Raw genomic sequence first — 20,059 nt, 5'->3', positions numbered from 1 at the left:
AATGAATGAATAGCCTTCCCGTATCTTTAATGATAATATCATTATGTTCATTTGCTTACGTCAATAGATAAAACTGACTTAACAAGATAATAACATTGGAAAAATTAAATGGTTACTTTATTTGACTCTATTCAATTGGGCGCAATAAAAGCATCTAACCGTATCATCATGGCACCCTTAACCCGGGGACGGGCCACAAAGGATCATATTCCAACTTCTTTAATGATAGAATATTATCGCCAAAGAGCCTCTGCAGGTCTGATCATTTCAGAAGGAACAGGAATTTCACAAGAGGGATTGGGATGGGCATATGCACCAGGCATATGGAATAAACAGCAAGTTGAGGCATGGAAACCTGTAACCCAGGCTGTTCATGATGAGGGGGGTCATATTATTTGTCAGTTATGGCATATGGGTCGAACCGTACATCCATCATTTTATCCTTCTCCTATTTCCGCATCAGCAACAACAGCTCCAAGATATGCACATACATATGAAGGAAAAAAGCCGTATGAAAAAGCACGTGCATTACCCAAAGAGGAAATTCCCCGATTAATCAATGATTATATAAAAGCTGCAAATCATGCCATGGAAGCGGGATTTGACGGTGTACAAATTCATGCCGCCAATGGATATTTGATTGATGAATTTTTAAGAGACAATTGCAATTTTAGAACGGATGAGTACGGCGGAAGTATTGAAAATAGAATCAGGCTACTAATTGAAATAACACATAATGTCTGCAAAACAGTGGGATCAGACAGAACATCAGTTAGACTTTCACCAAATGAGGAAATTCAAGGCGTTCATGACAGTAATCCCGAACCATTATTTATTGCCGCCTCAAAGGCTTTAAGTAAAGAAAATATTAATTTTTTGGAAGTGAGGGAACCACGACCAGGTGAAGACAATTTTGTCATGTCAACACTTACAGATCAGGATTTCTATCCTCCCATCGCTCCCGCAATGAGGAAAAATTTTAAGGGAAATTTTGTCATTAATGGCTCCTATAATGGGCACTCTGCTCAAAAAATTATCAAGAACAATGAGGCGGATGCCGTTTCATTCGGCCGACCATTTATTTCCAATCCCGACCTTGTTCACAAAATTAAAAATGATATCCCCCTAAAACCATCTGATAGCAAAACCTGGTTCAGTCAGGGAAAAGAAGGTTATACGGATTATCACGTTGCAAAATAATCCAAGCTCTACTCTGGTTTATAAAAATTGATCAGAGTAGATTCAAAAATGAAATTATAAAACCCGACCAGCAATCGTTTTTAAACGTTCAACCAAAACAGGATCACGTTTTTCCGGTGCCGTTATCAATGCATAATCCAGGGCATGTTTACATTGACATTCACTGTTTCCCTGAGGTCTTTTCCCTAAAGCTGGAATAAATTTCTCAACCAAAGAGCTAGCATGTCTGGCATTTTGCTTCAGTATTCCGACAACAGCTTCAACGCTAACCGCATCATGCTCCTCATGCCAACAATCATAATCGGTAACCATAGCAATTGTCGCATAACAGATTTCTGCCTCTCGCGCCAAAGCTGCCTCTGGCATATTGGTCATACCAATAACCGATGCACCCCATGAACGATAAAGCTGACTTTCCGCCCGTGTTGAAAACTGGGGGCCTTCCATAACAAGATAGGTTCCCCCCTTGACAACTTTGATTTCTAATTGTTTTGCCTGTTCATACAGCATCTGACACAATTTAGGACAAAATGGATCAGCCAGAGATACATGGGCAACCAATCCCTTTTCAAAAAAACTTTTGGTTCGTAAACGTGAACGGTCAATTAATTGATCCACAACAACAAATGTACCTGGGGACAATTCCTCTTTCAGGGAACCGACAGCAGAAACAGAAACAAGATCCGTAACACCTAGTTTTTTCATCGCTGCAATATTCGCCCGATAATTCACATCTGTTGGGGAATATACATGGCCCCGACCATGTCTCGGTAAGAATACACAGGAAACACCATCAAGTGTGCCTTTTAATAACTGATCGGATGGCTTGCCCCAGGGCGTATCAACTTCCACCCACTGTTGATCACTCAAACCTGAAATATTATATAATCCCGAACCACCGATAACCCCAATAACAGGTTTATCATGAGTATGACTATTTATTGACATTTGACCACACTTTACGATTAATAAGAAATACCAGAATAACGATAAAAATCATATAAAGGAAAAACATTATTCCCATACGATGACGTTCTGTCAAATGGGGATGTGCAGCCCAATTCAGAAAAATGACAACATCTTTTGCTTGTTGTTCAACAGTTGCTGGCGTGCCATCTTCATAATGAATACCTCCATCAGTCAAAGGAGGTTTCATCCCTATCTGGTGATGCGGTGCATAAAGATTATAATATGAGGCTTTATTGTCAAAATGAAAACCTGATGGTGCAGTTTCATAACCCAATAATAGAGCCATCACATAATCGGCCCCGTTTTTTCTAATCATCATGTAACGTGAAAAATCCGGCGGTATTTTACCGTTATTGGCTGTTTTCGCAATATTATCATTAAAGTACGGTTTTTTTAAATAATCAGTTACATTGGCTGGACGGTAATAATCCTGCCCTTGATTATCCTTGCCATCCATGACCTGCTCCCTATGGGCAATTTTATCAATATGCTCAAGAGTCAATCCCATTTGCTGCAAATCAGCATAACGCATCACATTGATGGAGTGACATGAGGCACATTTTTGTCTATAAACCTGATACCCCCTTTGCACACTCGCATTGTCAAAATATCCTAATGAACCTTTAAAGCTCCACTCATAATGCGGTAAAGTAATTTCATGATTTTTAATTAATTGATTTTTATCCGCTGCCCAGATTGTCATTATTGCCGTTATAAAAATCAGGATATTTAAGAAAAAACCTAGAACAATCCTCTTAACCATACCCATAAATCGCGTCCTATTTATTATCACATAATGAAGAATCATGTAATTTACATCCAATTTCAAAACGGGCCGATAAGGGTAAAATCACTAAAAAATGGCAATAATAATACAATAATGAAAGGCGTCCCAACCATATAAGTGAGTTAAATGTATGAAATTTTCCTACAATACCCAACATTACGAAAGCAATAACCAAAATAATCAATGATATACGGTAAATAGGTCTGTATCGTGCCGATTTAACAGGTGATGAGTCCAGCCACGGAACCAAGAATAAAAGAAAAATCGTTCCTGCTGATAAAACCATTCCCCCAAATTTATATGGTATTATTTGTAAAATTCCGTAAAAAGGTAAGAAATACCATTCTGGAGCAATGGACGCTGGGGTTTCCAGTGGATTGGCTGGAATATAATTTTCACTATTTGTCAACAACCCTGGTTCAAAAAAAATCAAAATAACCATTATTAATCCGGAAACGCCTAGAACTAGCCCATCTTTTGCCACAAAATAAGGAAAGAAAGGAAGAACATTCTTTTTTGATGTAATATCGATTCCTTCAGGATTATTGGATTTTACATGATGCATGCAAATGACATGAAGAAAAACGATAAAACAGATTACAAACGCCAAAACAAAATGAATTGTATAGTAACGATGTAATGTCAGTGCGTTTGGTATTTCCCCACCCATCAACCAACTGGACAAATTTTGTCCTATGATTGGAATGGATGAAATCGCTTGAATAACTACATTAGCAGCCCAGTAAGACATTTGCCCCCATGGCAATATATATCCAGCAAAAGCCGTTATCATTACAGAAACTGTCAAAATCATCCCCGAACACCAGACCAGCTCTCTTGGTGATTTATAAGAACCGTAATATAATCCCCTAAACAAATGCAAATATAGAAAAGCCAGAAACAAATTTGATCCTGCCATATGAATGGATCTAATTAACCAGCCGCTTGGCACCCTTCTTTCAATCATCTCTATTGATAGAAAAGCATGATAAGGCAAAGCCGTATAATATAAAGTTAAAAAAATCCCCGTCAGTAACATCAAGAATAAAATAACAGTTAAGGCAGCACCAAATGTCCACCAAATATTCAAATTCTTAGGCATTGGAAACTGAATGTATTCTTTCTGAATTACCGAAAAAAAGGGAAAACGTTTGTCCAGCCATAATTTAAAAGACTGTTTGTTCCTAACAGTTTTTTTTCTTTGCCCATTCTGGGATAAATTCAGATCACCCATGCCATTAACTTACTCAATAAAAAGCATACAAATTCTAAAAAATTATAAATAGTATAATAAATAACAATTTCGCCTTTATATTGCTACAATTCCATGTAAAATAAAACCAGTCATGTTTTTTATTAATGATTTACTTGTTTTTTCCTCTTAAAAAAATAATTTTCTATAAAGCAATCCTTCATGTCTTTATCGATATCCAGACGACATCTACTTAAATTTTTATCTCTGACAGGTATGACAACAGCTCTACCCTCATTACCTATTAAGGCTAATGAAGTTTTATCAACGGTTGACCCTACTAAAGATGGTAAAGATGACTATTCACTTATCGTGGGTGGTACAAAAGAAAGTCGAATAGGTCAATTTTCCAGCACACTAGCAGATTTATTTAAACAGAATATCGAGAGTAACCCTTTGTTATCTCTGCAATTCACAACTGGTTATGATAGTGTAACAGCATCAAATTTATTCGATACAAGATTAACCCAAGACGGCTCGATCGCATTGATAACTTCTGGATCTGCCATTATCGCAGCCTTGGCCGCTGATCCGCGTGTTCATTTTGATTATCAACATTGGATACCTGTATTTTCAACCATCACTCCAATTATTGTCATATCGAGGCAACCTTTTCACAACTCTATTCCTGATCTTTTAAAAAATAGAACAATGAAAGTTGGAGTCTCCACCCTTATTGGAAAAGAACTTCCAACATTATTGGGAATTGAACTTTTACAAATCAGTACTAAACCCGTAATCGGAATTACAACGTTATCAACTGGAATTGAAGCGTTACGTAACCGAACAATAGATATATTACAGATAGATTCCCCTGAGGGGTTTGCAGAACTGCCAAAATTGTTGGCCGAGGGATTTCATATCTTTTTTTCATTTGATCAGGAATCCTCGTATAGCCCTTCTTTTTCCAGTCTCTACACGAAATTGCCCCATTATCGCACAGGCAACACATTATTTGAAATATGGCAAACCCTTGCCCTTGCAGCCAGAATTAATTTTGCCGTTTTCTTGCCCATGCTGACCCCTTCAGCGCTTGTTACAAAATGGCGTTTGAATTTCGAAAAAATCACTGATAATCCTTATTTTCAATCAATTGTACATGCCAACAATATTGTCACTCAAAATAGTTTGAAAACAATTGATAATTTTTCAAAATTGATTCCTTCTGCTACAGCAACTTTGGCATTGAGACGCTGGTTGTCATTGAAAATTTCCCAATGGGAAAATTGAAAAAAATTCTAACGCCTTTTTTTCAGTAGAATTCTAACCGCTCCATTATTCGTAGCAGACACATAGGAAGTTGCAAGTATCATTGAATGTATATAAGGACGATTTAACCAATGAGGTAATTCTCTTTTGAGTATACCACCACCTTGGGATAGATTTCCAACACCTGTTATAATTTCGATACATCTTATTTGTTGTCTATAGGCATTTAAAATAAAATTTTCCAAGGATAAAAATGCATGATGTGCTGTAAAACCGTGTAAATCTAATCTCCATTGGGATTTTAACTCGCCATTCTGAAACTTCTTCCAGGTATTTTTATCCAGTCCGGGTTGTTTCTGTCCAATTGCCATGAAAGAATCATTTTTATTATCTAATTGATTCTTATGAGCTTTAAAAAGTTTATAATGCTGTATGAACAAGGAATTTTCATTCAGCACTATTTTCTTAATATTGTTCGTCTGTTTGAAATTATTTTTATTCGTTTGTTTTTGAGACATGAAAAATGAATCAAGATCATTTTTTATATATATTAATTTATCCCGTTTTGCAGATTTTTTAATTGAATATGTAAAATTATCCCATAATATTCGTTCCTCTATACTAAGCTGTCTTTTTTTCAAAATAATCCTCTTTCATTTACCCTTATCCTATCACAACAAAAAAACCTTTCACCCGTTTTAACAGGTGAAAGGTTAAACAAATAAACTAGCTTGAAATTATGGATTCATTTTATCAATAGATTGACCTTGATATTTTCCTGTTAATGATTTCAGGAATTCTACAATATCATCAACATCCTGATCTGGAATTTGATGATCAGGAGTTTGATATTTAACCATTTCAATTACAGCCTCTTTTAGGGTTTTCGCACTGCCATCATGAAAATAAGGCGCGGTCAAGGCAATATTGCGTAATAAGGGAATCTTAAAGAAGAAACGATCATTTTGATCATGTGTAAAATTAAATCGGCCAAAATCCGCATTTGTCAAGGCTTTGTTTAGACGATCCTGGAAAAAATCACGTTGCAGTCCCATTTTGGCAAAAGATGCTCCACCAACACCGACTCCATTATGGCAACTTGCACAACCGATATTCTTAAAAACTTGATACCCATGTTTAGCCCGTTCACTAATCGCACTGTCTATTCCCTTCAAATACATATCAAAGGGACTGTCTGGCGTAATCAAGGTTTTTTCATATTCTGCAATCGCTTCTGTTATTGTTTTCTGGTCAATTACGGAACTGTTATAGACATTCATGAAATCTTTTTCATATGAAGGGTCTTTACGTAATTTATCAGCAACTTCCTCCCATTTTTTTGATCCCATTTCAATTGGGTTCATTACGGGCCCTGCAGCCTGTGCCATCAGATCGCTGGCTCTTCCGTCCCAAAACTGGGTGTGATTGAATACAGAATTATATACGGTGGGTACATTGATAGGACCTTTTTGACCATTAATCCCGGTTGCTGTTACAAGATTATCCACCCCGCCCTTTTTCAGATCATGGCATGAAGCACAGGTAAGGGTATTGTCACCAGACAAACGTTTTTCGAAAAACAGTTTTTCTCCCAGGGCAACCTTTTTGGCATCGACATCTAAAGATTCAGGAATAGGTTGAATGGGTTCATCAGCAAATTGTTCTGCCACACCTGATGTTGCGTAACTTTGTCTACGTTCACGCTTGATCCATTTAATCACGGTATCCCGTTGCTCAGCTGAAAGGCGTGCATGCCAGTGCATTAATAAATACAGTGATGGCGGCATAAGATTTCGTTGCATTACGAATTCTATACGAGACAGGGAAACATTATCAACTGGCTCGCCTTTATTCATCGCATCAAGAACGGGTTCAAGATGAAAATTTTCCAGTCCCTTTGTGCGATCACTTTGCATCAACTGATTTGCCACAGGTATCTTGAAATAGAAAGGCATATCCACTTTTTGCGTATGACAGTAATCACAACGGGCTTCCCTTAAAACATTAAAAGCATCCATCGCCATTTTATCGTGACGCAATGGTGAACTATCTGACAAACTAGGAGCTGTAGAATGATCATAACGGGTTAAATACGTAACAACCCCTCCATAAATGATGGCAAAAACCACCAGAAGCATTAAAATAAGTTTTTTCATCCACTGTTTTCCAAACAATACATAACCTAGAATTTTTATAAATCTTTAGAATTTCAAAAAAAATATCAAGTTTTGAATTAATAATAAATCAGAATTTATCTTTTATTTGGTCAATATCGCTTTTTCCAACCTTTCTTTGGCAATTTTTACATAATTTTTATCAATATCCATTCCTATGGCCCTTCCCCCTTCATAATGGGCTGCCAATAAAGTAGTTCCCGTACCCATAAACGGATCCACTACAACTGGATTTTTTCTTCCATGCAACCTTAGACACATTTGGGGCAACGCAATTGGAAAAGTTCCAGGATGATTGAATTTTTCCGATTTTTTTCTAATCGTGTCATAGGGAATAAACCATACATCACCTCGACAACGTAGATCATACGTATGAGATCGTCTAGCAATATTGGACTTATCCTTATATGGAACCCCTACATTGAGACGATTTAACTGCACGATTCCAGTTTTCGTCAAATGGAATATATATTCATGATTGCGATGCAGAAATCGTTTGCTGACTACAGGTTTGAAATGACCGTAACTTTCCTCACCTATTGAAATAGACTTCACCCATTCTATGTGATTTTGCAATATGAAAATTTTTCTCAATCGGACAATCAGTTCAAATGGCAACCAAGGATTTGATGATGATCCGGCAATATTCAAAAAAAACGAAGCATCATCCTTCATAACTCTTTTAATTTCAAAACAGATTTTTTCAAGCCAATCGAGATATTCTGCCTCTCCCTTTTTATCCTGATAAGCGCTATAGACTATACCAAGGTTATATGGGGGAGAGGTAATAAAAACATCTACGGAACGGTCTTTCATTTTTTGCAAAACCGTTAAACAATCCCCCCTAATAATAGTATGCCTATCAACCCTGAAGCTATATGGACGCAATAAAAGTTCCTGTTTTATTTGAACTTTGGTCTTTTTACGTAAAGACACCTAAAATCTCACTTGATTATCGCTTCACTGATGCAGGAACTGACTGATTGGAATGGGAAAACTGACGGGGCAACAAAAGATATATCTTTCCTTTTTCATTCATCAGCCCCGCATACCATTCAGCGGTCTTACCCCATCCGGTGAATAGGTCCAGCCGGTTCATTCCATGAATATCCCCGCCCAAGTCATGGGCAAAGACCATATGTTTCCATGACCTTTTATCCTGATGTCCAGGTTCAGGCATTAGGGTTTCAATCCATAAAGGACTACCCAACGGTATCCATTTTTTATCAACAGCAGCAGATCGGCCTGCACTTAAACTAACATTAAAAGCACCTTTTGGTCCTTCATCAAGAATTTGATTATTTAAAATTTTAAAGAAAACGTAATTTTTATTTTCTTCCATCAGGGAGAGTGCTTGATCAGGATGGTTGAATAGCCACGTCCTCAATGAATAAATATTGATTGCATCAGAATTCATATATCCTTTGTCAATAAGGATTTTTCCTAATGGTGTATAGGGTTGTCCATTCTTGCCGGCATAAGCCAGACGTAAAATTTTACCGTCCGGTAACAAAATCCGGCCTGATCCTTGAATTTGCATAAAAAACAGATCTGCCGAATTTTTTAACCAGACAATTTCAAGATTTTTACCGTTTAATGCCCCTCTGTCAATTTCAGCACGTGTGTAGTAGGGAATGAATTGATTATTCTGCATGTGACCATACTGAATTTGACCATCAACAGTTTTACGCGCTTTCAGATCGTTGGGACGTGTATATACAGGTACTTGATAATTGCCTGTTTTTACAGTTGACCCTTCAATTTCTGGTTCATAATATCCTGTCACCTTTCCTTTTTGAATTCTATAGGAATATTGATAGGGTTGCAGCCATTGTTCAAAAAAGTTTTTCACTTGTAGAGGTTGTTTGATATCAATCTGTTCCGCAGCAATACAAACTGGAATCCAATCCTTAGTCTGACTTCCTGGCAAACCGCTGACTCCTCCAAGATAAGTGGTAGCTGGCAATTTTCTTATCTGCCTACAGGTTTGACGAAAAACTGTCAAAATTTGTGAGTGGTTTTCCTGATTCCATCCTTGTAATACCTGATAGGAAACGGGATAGAATTCTGACAGTTTTTCCTGACCTTCCTGTACACAAGCGGTCAGACATATCCCAAGGGATATCGATATTGCACGAACAAAACGTTTCATAACAAGCCTATTAAATTCAAGTTCCTGTACGAGTTGATTTTAAACGCCAGGAAATATCCTGACCATTCATTCCTAATACACGTTCAAATAACCAGAAATCAATAAATTCCGTCACAGATTCCGTACCAACTACAGGTTCTTTCTTTTTATCAAATATACAATTCAGTTGATCGGAAATGATCTTAACCTCAATCAATGCTTTTTTAGGATCAACTTCAGATTTAATCTCAGCTTTTGTTATAGCGATCGAACAAATTGCTTTGATTTCAATTTTTTGAATTTCGTGTGCCTCTTGACGTTTTTTAATGGCCCTTTCAAATGAAGAATAGGCATCTGATGTCAACATTGACCCAAGACTATTTAAGTCTGCATTAGCGAATGCAGTTAGAATTTTACGAAATACTATTTCAGTGCCTGCTACAAATTTTTGTGGAACAAAAGTTGAATCGAGCGCGCTAATTTTTTGTAAAGTCTGTCCTAATTCACTATTGGCAGCCGGTATTTCATAATTAACCTTGGGTACAGGTGCTACTGCTGGCTGTACGGGTTTATTTTTTGTATTTGATAAAAAAGCTGGTGCTTTAACTGTCAAGGAAATGGCTTCATGTTTCTCAAATCCGGTTTTTTTTCCTAATACGCTTCGCAAACGGAGAATCAGAAAAATCGCTATCAAGGAAAATATTATAATATCTATGGGAATATCACCTACAGAAAAATCCATCTTTTAACCTGTTAACTTGAACCTATATTGAAGTTATTTACTATATTCTTTTATGATCATTTAAAACATTAAAAACAAATTATTTTATTTAATTATTTCAATTTTTAAACTGCCTCTTGTTTTTTTATTATAAGTTTAATTAGTATAAATCGTTTTATTTAATGATAAAATTTATGTTATATGAAAATTTAAAAATTTTTAAATTAAGAATAAAGAATATATAGAGAATATAATGACTGACTCAACAAATACGGTATCGAGCAATCAAACAGAAGGAACACCCCCTTCCCTTCCATTAACCCTTAATATCCAGTTTACAAAAGATCTTTCATTTGAAGTCCCTCACGGAGCTGCCATTTTCGCAAGTTTGCAAGAGGCTCCCCAAATATCGGTTTCAATTGACACAAATGCCAACCGATTAAATGAAAACGGAGTTTATGAGGTCAGTTTAAAAATTAAAATTGACGCTGTAGAGGCACAAAAACAAAATGAAGGTGCCAGTCGCACAATTTTTATTGCGGAACTTATCTACTGTGCTGTTGTAACCCTGAATAATCCGCCAGAAGAATTGATTGAACCCATTCTTCTTGTCGAAGTTCCTCGTTTGATTTTCCCTTATGCACGAAATATTATAAGTGAAGTTACACGAGATGGAGGGTTTCCACCCGTTGTTCTACAACCCATAGATTTTGTTTCTTTATGGCAAAATAAACAACAACAGGCAGCCCAAACACATACCGAGGCAGGTCATGCATAATTTTGAGCATGCTATCACTTTATAAGATAAAGCATGGATTCAGTAGAGGGATGATCCGCAACGACAATCCCTTTCCACTGAAAATTCTCCAATACCTTTTTCACTTTTTCACTTATTGCAATAGCATAAATCTGGTTAAGCAAATATCTATACTCTTCATATAGAAGATCCTTAAAAAACTGGGCTGTTTCCGAAGAGAAAAATAGAATTGTATTAATTTCCCCCTGTTTGAGTTTCTCAATAAAAGAAAAAGGTATAAAATCTTTTCGTCTGGTTTCGTACACTTCTTCCACAATCATTTTGAAACCAGAATTTTGTAAATTGGAAATCAATTTTTTTCCCTGCCCTTTTCCTACAGGAAACAATAAACCGCCTTGTTTGGGAAACAATTCCCTTTGAATTAAATCATTCAAAGCGTTCGAATCTTTATGCGCACTTTGAACCTTTTCAAAACCAGCAATTTTAGCATCATGCGCAGTTATATCGCCAACAGCAAAAACAGGGATATCCCTATATCTTATATCTTGCCGAATAAATAATCTTACCGTAGAAATGATGGCTTGGCGGCTTGTAAACAAAATAGCCTGAATTTGATCAATATTGGTAAATTCAACAGACAATTGATTAACATTCATCAAGGGTAAGGCTAATGTTTTCCATCCCAATTTCTGAACCTTTAAAATCGTTTCACTCAACCCTGGTTCTGGCCGAGTTATTACAACATAATTTTTTTGCTTGTCACCCAATTTCAAGACTCAAAAATATCATTCGGACTATCTTTACGCAATTGTTTACCTAACTCATGACCGATCAATTCAGCTTCTTCCAGGGTTCCTATAACATCTTTTTTGATTAAAAAAGAACCGTCTTCTCTTGCAACCAATCCAGTTAAATGCAACCGTTCTTCCTGACCCGGAAAAGAAACAACCCTTGCATACCCGCCAATTGGTGTTCGACAAGATCCATCAAGCTCAGCCAGCAAGGCACGTTCAGCGCTGGATACCGCCTTTGCCTCCCTATTTTCAATTGCCGAAAGCATTTCAAGCAATTCTGTGTCCTTTTCTCTAACTGTGATTCCAACAATACCTTGACCCGCCGCTGGAACCATAATTGAGGGATCAATCAAAACATCAATTCGATGCTCCATATCCAGTCTTTGCAATCCTGCAGCAGCAAGAAAAGTTGCATCAAATTGTTTTGAGGTAATTTTATCCAAACGTGTCTGAATATTACCCCTCAACAATCCAAATTTCAAATCAGGTCTATAATGCAGCAATTGAGCCTGACGTCGTACGGAAGAAGACCCGATCAACGCGCCTTTTGGTAAAACATCAAATGGATTTTTAGAATCAATGGGTTGATATTCACTTCTAACAATTAAAGCATCCCTCGCATCTTGTCTTTTTAGCGCACATGCCAAAACAAGACCTTTGGGCAGGTCTGTTTCTAGATCTTTAAGGCTATGGACAGCAAAATCAATATTCCCTTCCAACAGCTGTTCATGAATTTCCTTGGCAAATAATCCCTTGCCACCGATTTCAGCCAAACGTCGATCCTGTATGCGATCTCCTGAAGTATGAATTTGAAATTCCTGAAACGCCCCAATCTGACGTAATAAAGGGCAGAATTGTGTCAATAATGTGAGAAAATTGCGAGTCTGGACCAAGGCCAAAGGAGAACCCCTGGTTCCTACTCGCAGGGGCAGTCCTCTTTTTCCATGGGCTTTAATATAGTTTGCTTTCTGTAATTCCGCAGCCTTGGCGGCAACCCGTTGTAAATTGGGATTTGAAGCAATATGTACTATGTTTTTGATATCCATAAAAATATACTTTATCTATATTTATGCTCATATTCTCTTTAAAAGAAAAATATTCATTATGATATCCATACACCAAACACGTATAAAAACAAATAACTGCTTTAAAATTCTGGCTATTGAATCTTCTTGTGATGATACAGCATGCGCAATCATTCGTTCGGACGGAATGGTTTTGGGAGAAAAGGTTCATTCACAAAAGGAACATGTTCATTTTGGTGGTGTGGTACCAGAAATAGCTGCCCGTGCTCATATGCACCATCTTCCTTCTTTGGTAAATTCATTGTTGGATGAGGCAAAAGTTTCTTGGTGTCAAATTGATGCCATTGCCGCAACCTGCGGACCCGGTTTAATTGGTGGGGTGATTGTTGGCAGCAGTTTTGCAAAAGGTCTGGCACTTTCAAAAAAAATTCCCTTTATTGGTATCAATCACATCGAGGCTCATGCCCTTACCGTCCGTTTACCGGATATTTCAAGCAAGAAAATAGAATTTCCCTATCTATTATTTTTAACATCAGGTGGCCATTGTCAATGTATCTATGTTGACGATGTCGGTAAATATCAGCATTTGGGAGGTACTATTGATGATGCGGCTGGCGAGGCTTTTGATAAAGTTGCAAAAATGCTTGGACTTCCCTGGCCTGGTGGTCCAGCCCTTGAAGCCTTGGCAAAAGAGGGAAATGAAAATGCATTCATCATGCCTCATCCTTTATATGGCCGTGACGGATGTGACTTCTCATTTTCCGGACTTAAAACGGCAGTGGCTAATTTACTTGAACCCTATAAGGACTTATCTTGCTTGCCACGCTCTTTGGCAGCTGACATTGCGGCGAGTTTCCAGAAAACTATAACGGATACCATTATCAACAGATTAGAGAATGCCATTCAAATGGCCCCTAAAACCAAAATTCTTGCAACAGCTGGTGGGGTTGCGGCCAACCAATATTTAAAGTTTCATCTAATGAGACTTGCCAGTCAATATAATATGGAATTTATAGCCCCTCCAATTCGTTATTGTACGGATAACGCAGTTATGATTGGATGGACAGCAATTGAAATTTTAAAAAAGACCATTACAAATAATTTTATTCCAAACGACATTGATTTGATACCTCGTCCACGTTGGCCTTTGTCTGAAATGAAGTCTCGTTTTGAACACTAAGTCTTTTATTATTTGAAGGATTATGAAACATGAAGAAATCAATTGCTGTCATTGGTGCCGGCGCTTGGGGAATAGCCCTTGCCATTCATGTTGCTCGTACAAATGCCAACGTATATTTATGGAGTAGAAAAGAGCTTCCCGATCCAAATACAAAAACACTTTCAAGATTAAAAAATTTCCCTTTACCAAATAATATTCAGGTTCATAATTCATTTCCAAAGAGGGCCGATCTTATTTTTTTGGCAGTACCTCTTCAATTTATCCGCTCCATTCTACCGAATATCAATAGTTTACAATGTCCGATTATTGTCTGCTGCAAAGGTGTAGAACAGCAAACCCTTAAATTTCCATCAGAAATAATTGAAGAATTTGTGCCAAAACAGAATATCGCCATTTTGTCAGGCCCAAATTTTGCTCACGAAGTAGCAGCAAATTTACCAACAGCCAGTGTTATCGCGTCTGACAACATACAAATGGCCCAGGAAATTTCAGATGAAATTTCAACTTTTAATTTTCGTTTTTATAAAAATGATGATCCCATTGGTGTTCAAATTGGCGGTGCTGCAAAAAACATATTTGCAATTGCCGCAGGAGCGGCAATTGGGGCCGGTTTGGGGGAAAATGCCCGTGCTTCGCTAATAACCCGTGGTATTAGCGAACTCTCGAGACTCAGTCTCGGATTGGGAGGATCTCCCAGAACATTATCAGGATTGGCTGGATTGGGAGACATGATTTTGACATGCACGGGAACGTCATCTAGAAACTATTCATTAGGAATCGAGTTAGGTAATGGAAAAAAACTTGACGCCATCCTAAAGGAAAGAACTGTCGTGACAGAAGGCGTTACAACCACTCCCGCCTTGCTTAAAAGAGCGCAAAACCATCATATTGACGTTCCAATTATTGAAACAGTCGCCGCCATATTAAGTGATAAAATCACCATTCATCAAGCAAAGGAAAGATTGATGTCCCGTCCCATTCCTTTCGAATAAATAAACATTTATATTTGAAATAATATTTAATATAATAAAAAAAATTTTAAAAATCTTGTCAACGAAACTGAATCCATAACATATATAATGACCACATCACTCTATGATTTAACTATATCCTCTTCTACAGGAGAAAGTATTAACCTTGGTAAATTTCAGGGTAAGCCTTTATTAATTATCAATACCGCGTCTCATTGTAAATTTACGCCTCAATATGAAGATTTACAGGATTTATGGCTTTATTTTAGAAATTGGGATTTGAATATTATCGCCATTCCTTCCGGTGATTTCGGCAATCAAGAGTTTGAAACAAATGAAGAAATCAGGAATTTTTGTCTTAAGCGTTATCATATTGATTTTATTCTGGCCCAAAAAAGCCATGTAAAGGGAAAACAGGCCATTCCACTTTTTCAATGGCTGAATAAGGCAGGGGGATATATATCAAAACCAAGATGGAATTTCTATAAATATATTATAAGCCGTCAGGGTAAGTTGTCATCTTGGTACTCATGTTTAACACGTCCTTCATCCAAGAGGTTTATTAATGCGGTTGAACGTGTAGCCTATGATTTATAAATCTGATAATAACTAAATAATATTGTTTTATAAAACACCTCCACCTTGGTAAAGGTTTCAATGTTTAAAAATCTTTTAACAGTCAGTGGATGGACCATGTTAAGCCGTCTTCTTGGACTGGTTCGGGATCAACTGCTTGCCGCCTTTCTTGGGGCCGGTTCTTTACAGGATGCCTATCAGGTTGCTTTTAGGTTACCAAACATGTTTCGCCGTTTATTTGGTGAAGGCGCTTTTAACGCCGCTTTTGTCCCCTTATTCACCCTAACTCTTGATAAGAAAAATATTAACGAGGCTAAAAAATTTGCAAATGAATCGTTCAATATTCTTATATTCATCTTGTTGATTTTCACCTTACTGGGTGAAATTTTTATGCCCCAACTGCTTCACATCATAGCTCCAGGTTTTACCACCGATAAAAATCGTTATCATGAAGCCATTATTTTAAGCCGTATTACCTTTCCCTATATGATCTTAATCTGTGGAGCAGCTTTATTGGCTGGTGTTTTGAACAGTTTACATCATTTCAGCATTGCCGCTGCTGCTTATGTCAGTTTTAATATATTTGGAATTGCCGCGCTGCTCTGGTTAACCCCTTTTATGCCAAACGCAGCATGGGCTGCAGCATGGGGAGTTACAATTTCAGGAGTGGCCCAGTTTGGCATTTTATGGTTAGCGGCAAGAAAAGCTGGGATCACTATCCTTTTCCATCGACCAAAATTAAGTCCAAGTATCAAAAAACTCTTTAGGAAGATGACCCCCGGCATTATTGGAAGTGGCATCACACAGATCAATTTAACCATTGATACAATCATCGCCACCTTGTTACCGACCGGTAGCGTTTCAGTCATGTATTTTGCTGACCGAATTAATCAGCTACCCCTTGGTGTTCTAGGAGCTGCTGCAGGAACAACCCTATTACCCCTATTAACAAAAGAGCTTAATACCGGAAATAAAGAAGCTGCCTTATCCATTCAAAATAAAACTCTTGATTATTGTTTGCTTTTGACACTTCCTGCAGCTTTTGGTTTATTTACCTTGGCCCCTCTTATAATTTCAACTTTATTTGGTCATGGTGCTTTTAATCTTGACGCTGTCTATAAATCAGCTCAATCCTTACGGACCTATACAGTTGGCCTTCCAGCCTTTATCCTTATCAAGGTTTTATCTCCTGGTTTTTTTGCCCGTGGTGATACATCTACTCCTGTAAAAATCGGTATATTCACCCTTTTGTTGAATTTCATCCTGAATCTTATATTCATGTATCCTCTTGCCCATATGGGCCCCCCTCTGGCAAGCAGTATTGCGGCCATTGCTAATGTCGGGGCCCTTGCTTTCATTTTATGGAAGAAAGATGCGTTTTACCTACCAGTTTCTATAATAAAACGTATCATTTATATGATTGTTGCCGCATTCATCATGAGTTTGAGCATATTTTTGACAGAAATGATTTTCTTTCAAAATATAATTAAAAACCCAATTTTATTTCGTATAATAGATCTTTCTATTTTAGTATTAACAGGCGGACTTGTTTATGGAGGAATTCTTCACATTCTTGATATCATTGATTTGAATTCGACTTGCCTAAAAGTCAGACAAAGAATTTTGAAACGATAAATAAAAAAGCAGTTTAAACAGGTATATATGACACTTCCTTCTGCAAAAGGTGCCACACCCGTAATGGCACAATGGTTTTCTCTTAAAAAAGAACATCCTGATGCCCTTCTTTTCTTTAGAATGGGTGATTTTTTTGAACTGTTCTTTCATGATGCAGAAGCGGCGGCAAATGCACTCGATATTGCCCTGACTGCTCGTGGTACCCATGCCGGACAGCCAATTCCCATGTGTGGTGTTCCCGTTGGTACTGCTGCAACCTATCTTGCTCGTCTCATCAAAAAAGGATTCAAGGTTGCCGTTGCAGAACAAACAGAAAGTCCAAAAAACAGAGGAAAAAATCAAAAAGGCCCGCTTTCAAGAGCTGTTATACGTTTAATCACTCCAGGAACCCTGACCGAAGATGAATTATTAAACGCTTCTCAACCAAATTATATCCTTTGTATCATCCCTGACCTTAAAAAAAATTCCTCCAATCTGGGAGCGGCATGGATTGATATCTCAACAGGAATTTTTGAAACTAGCTATTTCAAATCCTTTCAATTAGATGATTTTTTAGCCCGTATCAATCCCTCTGAAATCTTGGCACCCAATCAATTATATCTAAATTCTTATGAAAATCGTCAAACAATATTGAATGAAATCAGTAATATCAAGATTGCTCAAAAACAACTTGCGACTTTATTCAATATCAACTCCTTATCCGCACTAGGTGATTTCAAAAATGAAGAAATTATTGCTGGATATGAACTGATCACCTATATTGGCCAAACACAAAATGGTAGAATTCCACAATTATCACGTCCTCAATCACAAAAATACGAATCAATCCTAGCTATTGATCCAGCAACGAGAAACAGTCTTGAAATTCTTGAAAATAATGCCGGCAACAACCAATTTACCCTATTTTCCAGCATTAACCGTGCCATTACGGCACCAGGTTCAAGAATGTTGGCAAATTGGCTGTCGTCACCCCTGACTGAAATCGATAAAATTGAAGCCCGACAAAAAGGATGGATTTATCTATATCAAAATACACAGCTTCTAACCCTTCTACGCCAGACCCTGAAAGGTTCGCCAGACATTTCCCGCTCTTTGGGTCGAATTTCGGTCGGCAGAGGTTCTCCCCGTGACCTGGCATCCATACGAAACGGTTTGCATGTTGCCAGAAAAATAGCACAAATCTTGTCGAAATACGAAAAAAAAATTGACCGGACTCCACCCTATATCCATAAAATCAAGCATTATCTTTTATCAGGAAACATCCTTCTTGAAAATTTAACCAAAGCCTTGATGGAAAATCTTCCCCTTAAACTGGAAGAGGGTTCAATTATCAAAGAGGGTTATGATGAAAAGCTTGACACTTACCGTCATCTTCATCAGCAAAGCCGGCAAATAATTATTGATTTGCAACAAAAATACTGCAAAAAATATGATATCTCCACATTAAAGATTCGATTTAGCAACCAATTGGGATATATCATTGAGCTTAGTCGTACTGCAGCCGCAAAATTAAAAGATTGTCCAGAACTGATTTTAAGACAGGGAACAGTTAATCTTGCACGTTATACAACCGACGAATTAAATATCTTAAATACAAAGATCCTTGAAGCTTCCTCCATTTCTGCAGAATATGAAAAGATGCTTTTTGATAAGCTGATTGAGGAAACGTTACGGGAAAGGGATTTGCCGCTTCTGGCAAACGCCATTGCCGTCATTGATGTTTTACAGGCATGTGCGACGCTTTATTCCTCGCAAGAATGGTGTGTACCAACTTTAACCAATGATACACGCTTCACACTTAAAAACGCACGCCATCCAGTTGTTGAGGCCGCGTTACAAAAACCTGATAAGTTTACACCCAACTCCTGCAATTTATCCAACAATAAAAGGGTTATGCTGCTTACAGGTCCTAACATGGCCGGAAAATCAACATTCCTAAGACAAGTCGCCCTAAACGTCATTCTTGCACAAAGTGGTTTGCCCTTACCTGCAACAAATGCCGAAATTGGAATTGTCGATCGCCTGTTCTCAAGGGTGGGTGCCTCTGATGACCTTGCCAATGGCCGATCAACCTTTATGGTTGAAATGACCGAGGCAGCTTCAATTCTAAATCAGGCTGGTCCCCGTTCTCTTGTTGTAATTGATGAAATAGGAAGAGGAACTTCAACTCTGGATGGATTGGCCATCGCTTGGGCTATATTAGAAACCTTGCATAATACTATACAATGTCGTACAATTTTTGCCACACATTTTCATGAATTATCACAATTGACCCATCATTTGCCATTTATACAAAATTTTACCATGAAAATTAAAGAATGGAAAGGTTCCATAATTTTCCAATATGAGGTAGTGCCTGGCGCAGCCGAACATAGTTGGGGTATTCATGTCGCACAGTTAGCAGGTGTGCCAACAACAACGTTAAACAGGGCAAAATCGGTTTTACAAACTCTTGAAACGCAACAGTATGGTTCCCAAATCTCACTTCCTCTATCAGACACTGATGCAACGGTTGGAAATCAGGATCATTTCCAAGTAAATTTTGATACTAAAAAACGAAAAATGCTTAATGAAATAGAAACTGCCTTTATGGAAATCAATCCTGATCAAATCACTCCAATGGATGCCATAAATATTCTTTATAAACTAAAAAAAGTTATTGATAGATGATGATTTTT

The 20,059-nt window shown here is 37.6% G+C and carries 18 protein-coding genes; 8 read left to right on the top strand and 10 right to left on the bottom strand.

Annotated elements, in window-relative coordinates:
• The first annotated feature begins 108 nt into the window (after nt 1-108).
• Nucleotides 109-1,200: an alkene reductase gene (locus H3R33_RS02530; protein ID WP_198185208.1), complete on the top strand. Its 1,092-nt coding sequence runs from the start codon at nt 109-111 to the stop codon at nt 1,198-1,200.
• A 54-nt stretch (nt 1,201-1,254) separates the two neighbouring features.
• Here the strand turns inward: H3R33_RS02530 and H3R33_RS02525 are convergent, their stop codons facing one another.
• From H3R33_RS02525 to H3R33_RS02515, 3 genes are read right to left on the bottom strand one after another with little or no spacing between them, the layout of a single operon-like run.
• Nucleotides 1,255-2,148 (bottom strand): S-methyl-5'-thioadenosine phosphorylase, encoded by an 894-nt coding sequence (locus H3R33_RS02525; RefSeq protein WP_198185207.1) that lies wholly within the window; start codon nt 2,146-2,148, stop codon nt 1,255-1,257.
• Nucleotides 2,135-2,938, bottom strand: a complete 804-nt coding sequence (locus tag H3R33_RS02520; protein WP_198185206.1) for a cytochrome c1 — start codon at nt 2,936-2,938, stop codon at nt 2,135-2,137. Before H3R33_RS02520 ends, H3R33_RS02525 begins: the two co-directional genes overlap by 14 nt.
• Nucleotides 2,939-2,948: 10 nt before the next feature.
• A complete protein-coding gene (locus tag H3R33_RS02515) occupies nt 2,949-4,190 on the bottom strand; it encodes a cytochrome b N-terminal domain-containing protein (RefSeq protein ID WP_198185205.1) in 1,242 nt (413 codons plus the stop codon).
• Between the two features lie 180 nt (nt 4,191-4,370).
• Between H3R33_RS02515 and H3R33_RS02510 the strand changes: the two genes are divergently transcribed.
• Nucleotides 4,371-5,438 (top strand): hypothetical protein, encoded by a 1,068-nt coding sequence (locus tag H3R33_RS02510; protein ID WP_110438204.1) that lies wholly within the window; start codon nt 4,371-4,373, stop codon nt 5,436-5,438.
• Between the two features lie 8 nt (nt 5,439-5,446).
• Here H3R33_RS02510 and H3R33_RS02505 read toward each other — a convergent pair whose 3' ends face one another.
• From H3R33_RS02505 to H3R33_RS02485, 5 genes are all read right to left on the bottom strand, one after another.
• The gene (locus H3R33_RS02505; RefSeq protein ID WP_198185204.1) at nt 5,447-5,935 is read right to left on the bottom strand and encodes a Smr/MutS family protein; all 489 of its coding nucleotides are present in this window, start codon (nt 5,933-5,935) and stop codon (nt 5,447-5,449) included.
• A 219-nt stretch (nt 5,936-6,154) separates the two neighbouring features.
• Entirely contained in the window at nt 6,155-7,573 is a 1,419-nt protein-coding gene (locus H3R33_RS02500; protein ID WP_198185203.1) for a cytochrome-c peroxidase, read from the bottom strand.
• A gap of 102 nt (nt 7,574-7,675) precedes the next feature.
• A complete protein-coding gene (locus tag H3R33_RS02495) occupies nt 7,676-8,497 on the bottom strand; it encodes a site-specific DNA-methyltransferase (RefSeq protein ID WP_370552700.1) in 822 nt (273 codons plus the stop codon).
• Between the two features lie 46 nt (nt 8,498-8,543).
• Nucleotides 8,544-9,743 carry a murein transglycosylase A gene (locus H3R33_RS02490; RefSeq protein ID WP_198185202.1) on the bottom strand — a complete coding sequence of 400 codons (1,200 nt, stop codon included), beginning with the start codon at nt 9,741-9,743 and terminating at the stop codon, nt 8,544-8,546.
• A gap of 16 nt (nt 9,744-9,759) precedes the next feature.
• Nucleotides 9,760-10,464 (bottom strand): Tim44/TimA family putative adaptor protein, encoded by a 705-nt coding sequence (locus H3R33_RS02485; RefSeq protein WP_155566959.1) that lies wholly within the window; start codon nt 10,462-10,464, stop codon nt 9,760-9,762.
• Between the two features lie 232 nt (nt 10,465-10,696).
• Here H3R33_RS02485 and secB point away from each other — a divergent pair, with 232 nt between their 5' ends.
• A complete protein-coding gene (secB, locus tag H3R33_RS02480; RefSeq protein WP_155565623.1) occupies nt 10,697-11,221 on the top strand; it encodes a protein-export chaperone SecB in 525 nt (174 codons plus the stop codon).
• A gap of 14 nt (nt 11,222-11,235) precedes the next feature.
• Here secB and H3R33_RS02475 read toward each other — a convergent pair whose 3' ends face one another.
• Nucleotides 11,236-11,973: a uroporphyrinogen-III synthase gene (locus H3R33_RS02475; RefSeq protein WP_198185201.1), complete on the bottom strand. Its 738-nt coding sequence runs from the start codon at nt 11,971-11,973 to the stop codon at nt 11,236-11,238.
• The gene (gene hemC, locus H3R33_RS02470; protein ID WP_198185200.1) at nt 11,970-13,040 is read right to left on the bottom strand and encodes a hydroxymethylbilane synthase; all 1,071 of its coding nucleotides are present in this window, start codon (nt 13,038-13,040) and stop codon (nt 11,970-11,972) included. The genes H3R33_RS02475 and hemC overlap by 4 nt, the downstream gene beginning before the upstream one ends.
• Before the next feature lie 58 nt (nt 13,041-13,098).
• On the opposite strand from hemC, the gene tsaD reads away from it, so the two are divergent.
• From tsaD to mutS, 5 genes are all read left to right on the top strand, one after another.
• Nucleotides 13,099-14,199 carry a tRNA (adenosine(37)-N6)-threonylcarbamoyltransferase complex transferase subunit TsaD gene (gene tsaD / locus H3R33_RS02465; protein ID WP_198185199.1) on the top strand — a complete coding sequence of 367 codons (1,101 nt, stop codon included), beginning with the start codon at nt 13,099-13,101 and terminating at the stop codon, nt 14,197-14,199.
• 29 nt (nt 14,200-14,228) lie between these two features.
• Nucleotides 14,229-15,191 (top strand): NAD(P)H-dependent glycerol-3-phosphate dehydrogenase, encoded by a 963-nt coding sequence (locus H3R33_RS02460; RefSeq protein ID WP_110438213.1) that lies wholly within the window; start codon nt 14,229-14,231, stop codon nt 15,189-15,191.
• An 87-nt stretch (nt 15,192-15,278) separates the two neighbouring features.
• A complete protein-coding gene (locus H3R33_RS02455) occupies nt 15,279-15,767 on the top strand; it encodes a glutathione peroxidase (protein ID WP_110438214.1) in 489 nt (162 codons plus the stop codon).
• Between the two features lie 60 nt (nt 15,768-15,827).
• Nucleotides 15,828-17,381 (top strand): murein biosynthesis integral membrane protein MurJ, encoded by a 1,554-nt coding sequence (gene murJ, locus H3R33_RS02450; RefSeq protein WP_155568250.1) that lies wholly within the window; start codon nt 15,828-15,830, stop codon nt 17,379-17,381.
• Nucleotides 17,382-17,408: 27 nt separating this feature from the next.
• Nucleotides 17,409-20,051, top strand: a complete 2,643-nt coding sequence (mutS, locus tag H3R33_RS02445) for a DNA mismatch repair protein MutS (RefSeq protein WP_198185198.1) — start codon at nt 17,409-17,411, stop codon at nt 20,049-20,051.
• The last annotated feature ends 8 nt before the right edge of the window (nt 20,052-20,059 follow it).

The sequence above is a fragment of the Commensalibacter sp. B14384M2 genome, assembly GCF_016101865.1.
GTDB lineage: Bacteria > Pseudomonadota > Alphaproteobacteria > Acetobacterales > Acetobacteraceae > Commensalibacter > Commensalibacter melissae.
The sequence above is the reverse complement of the archived record's forward strand: the minus strand, read 5'-3'. Positions and strand labels throughout refer to the sequence as shown.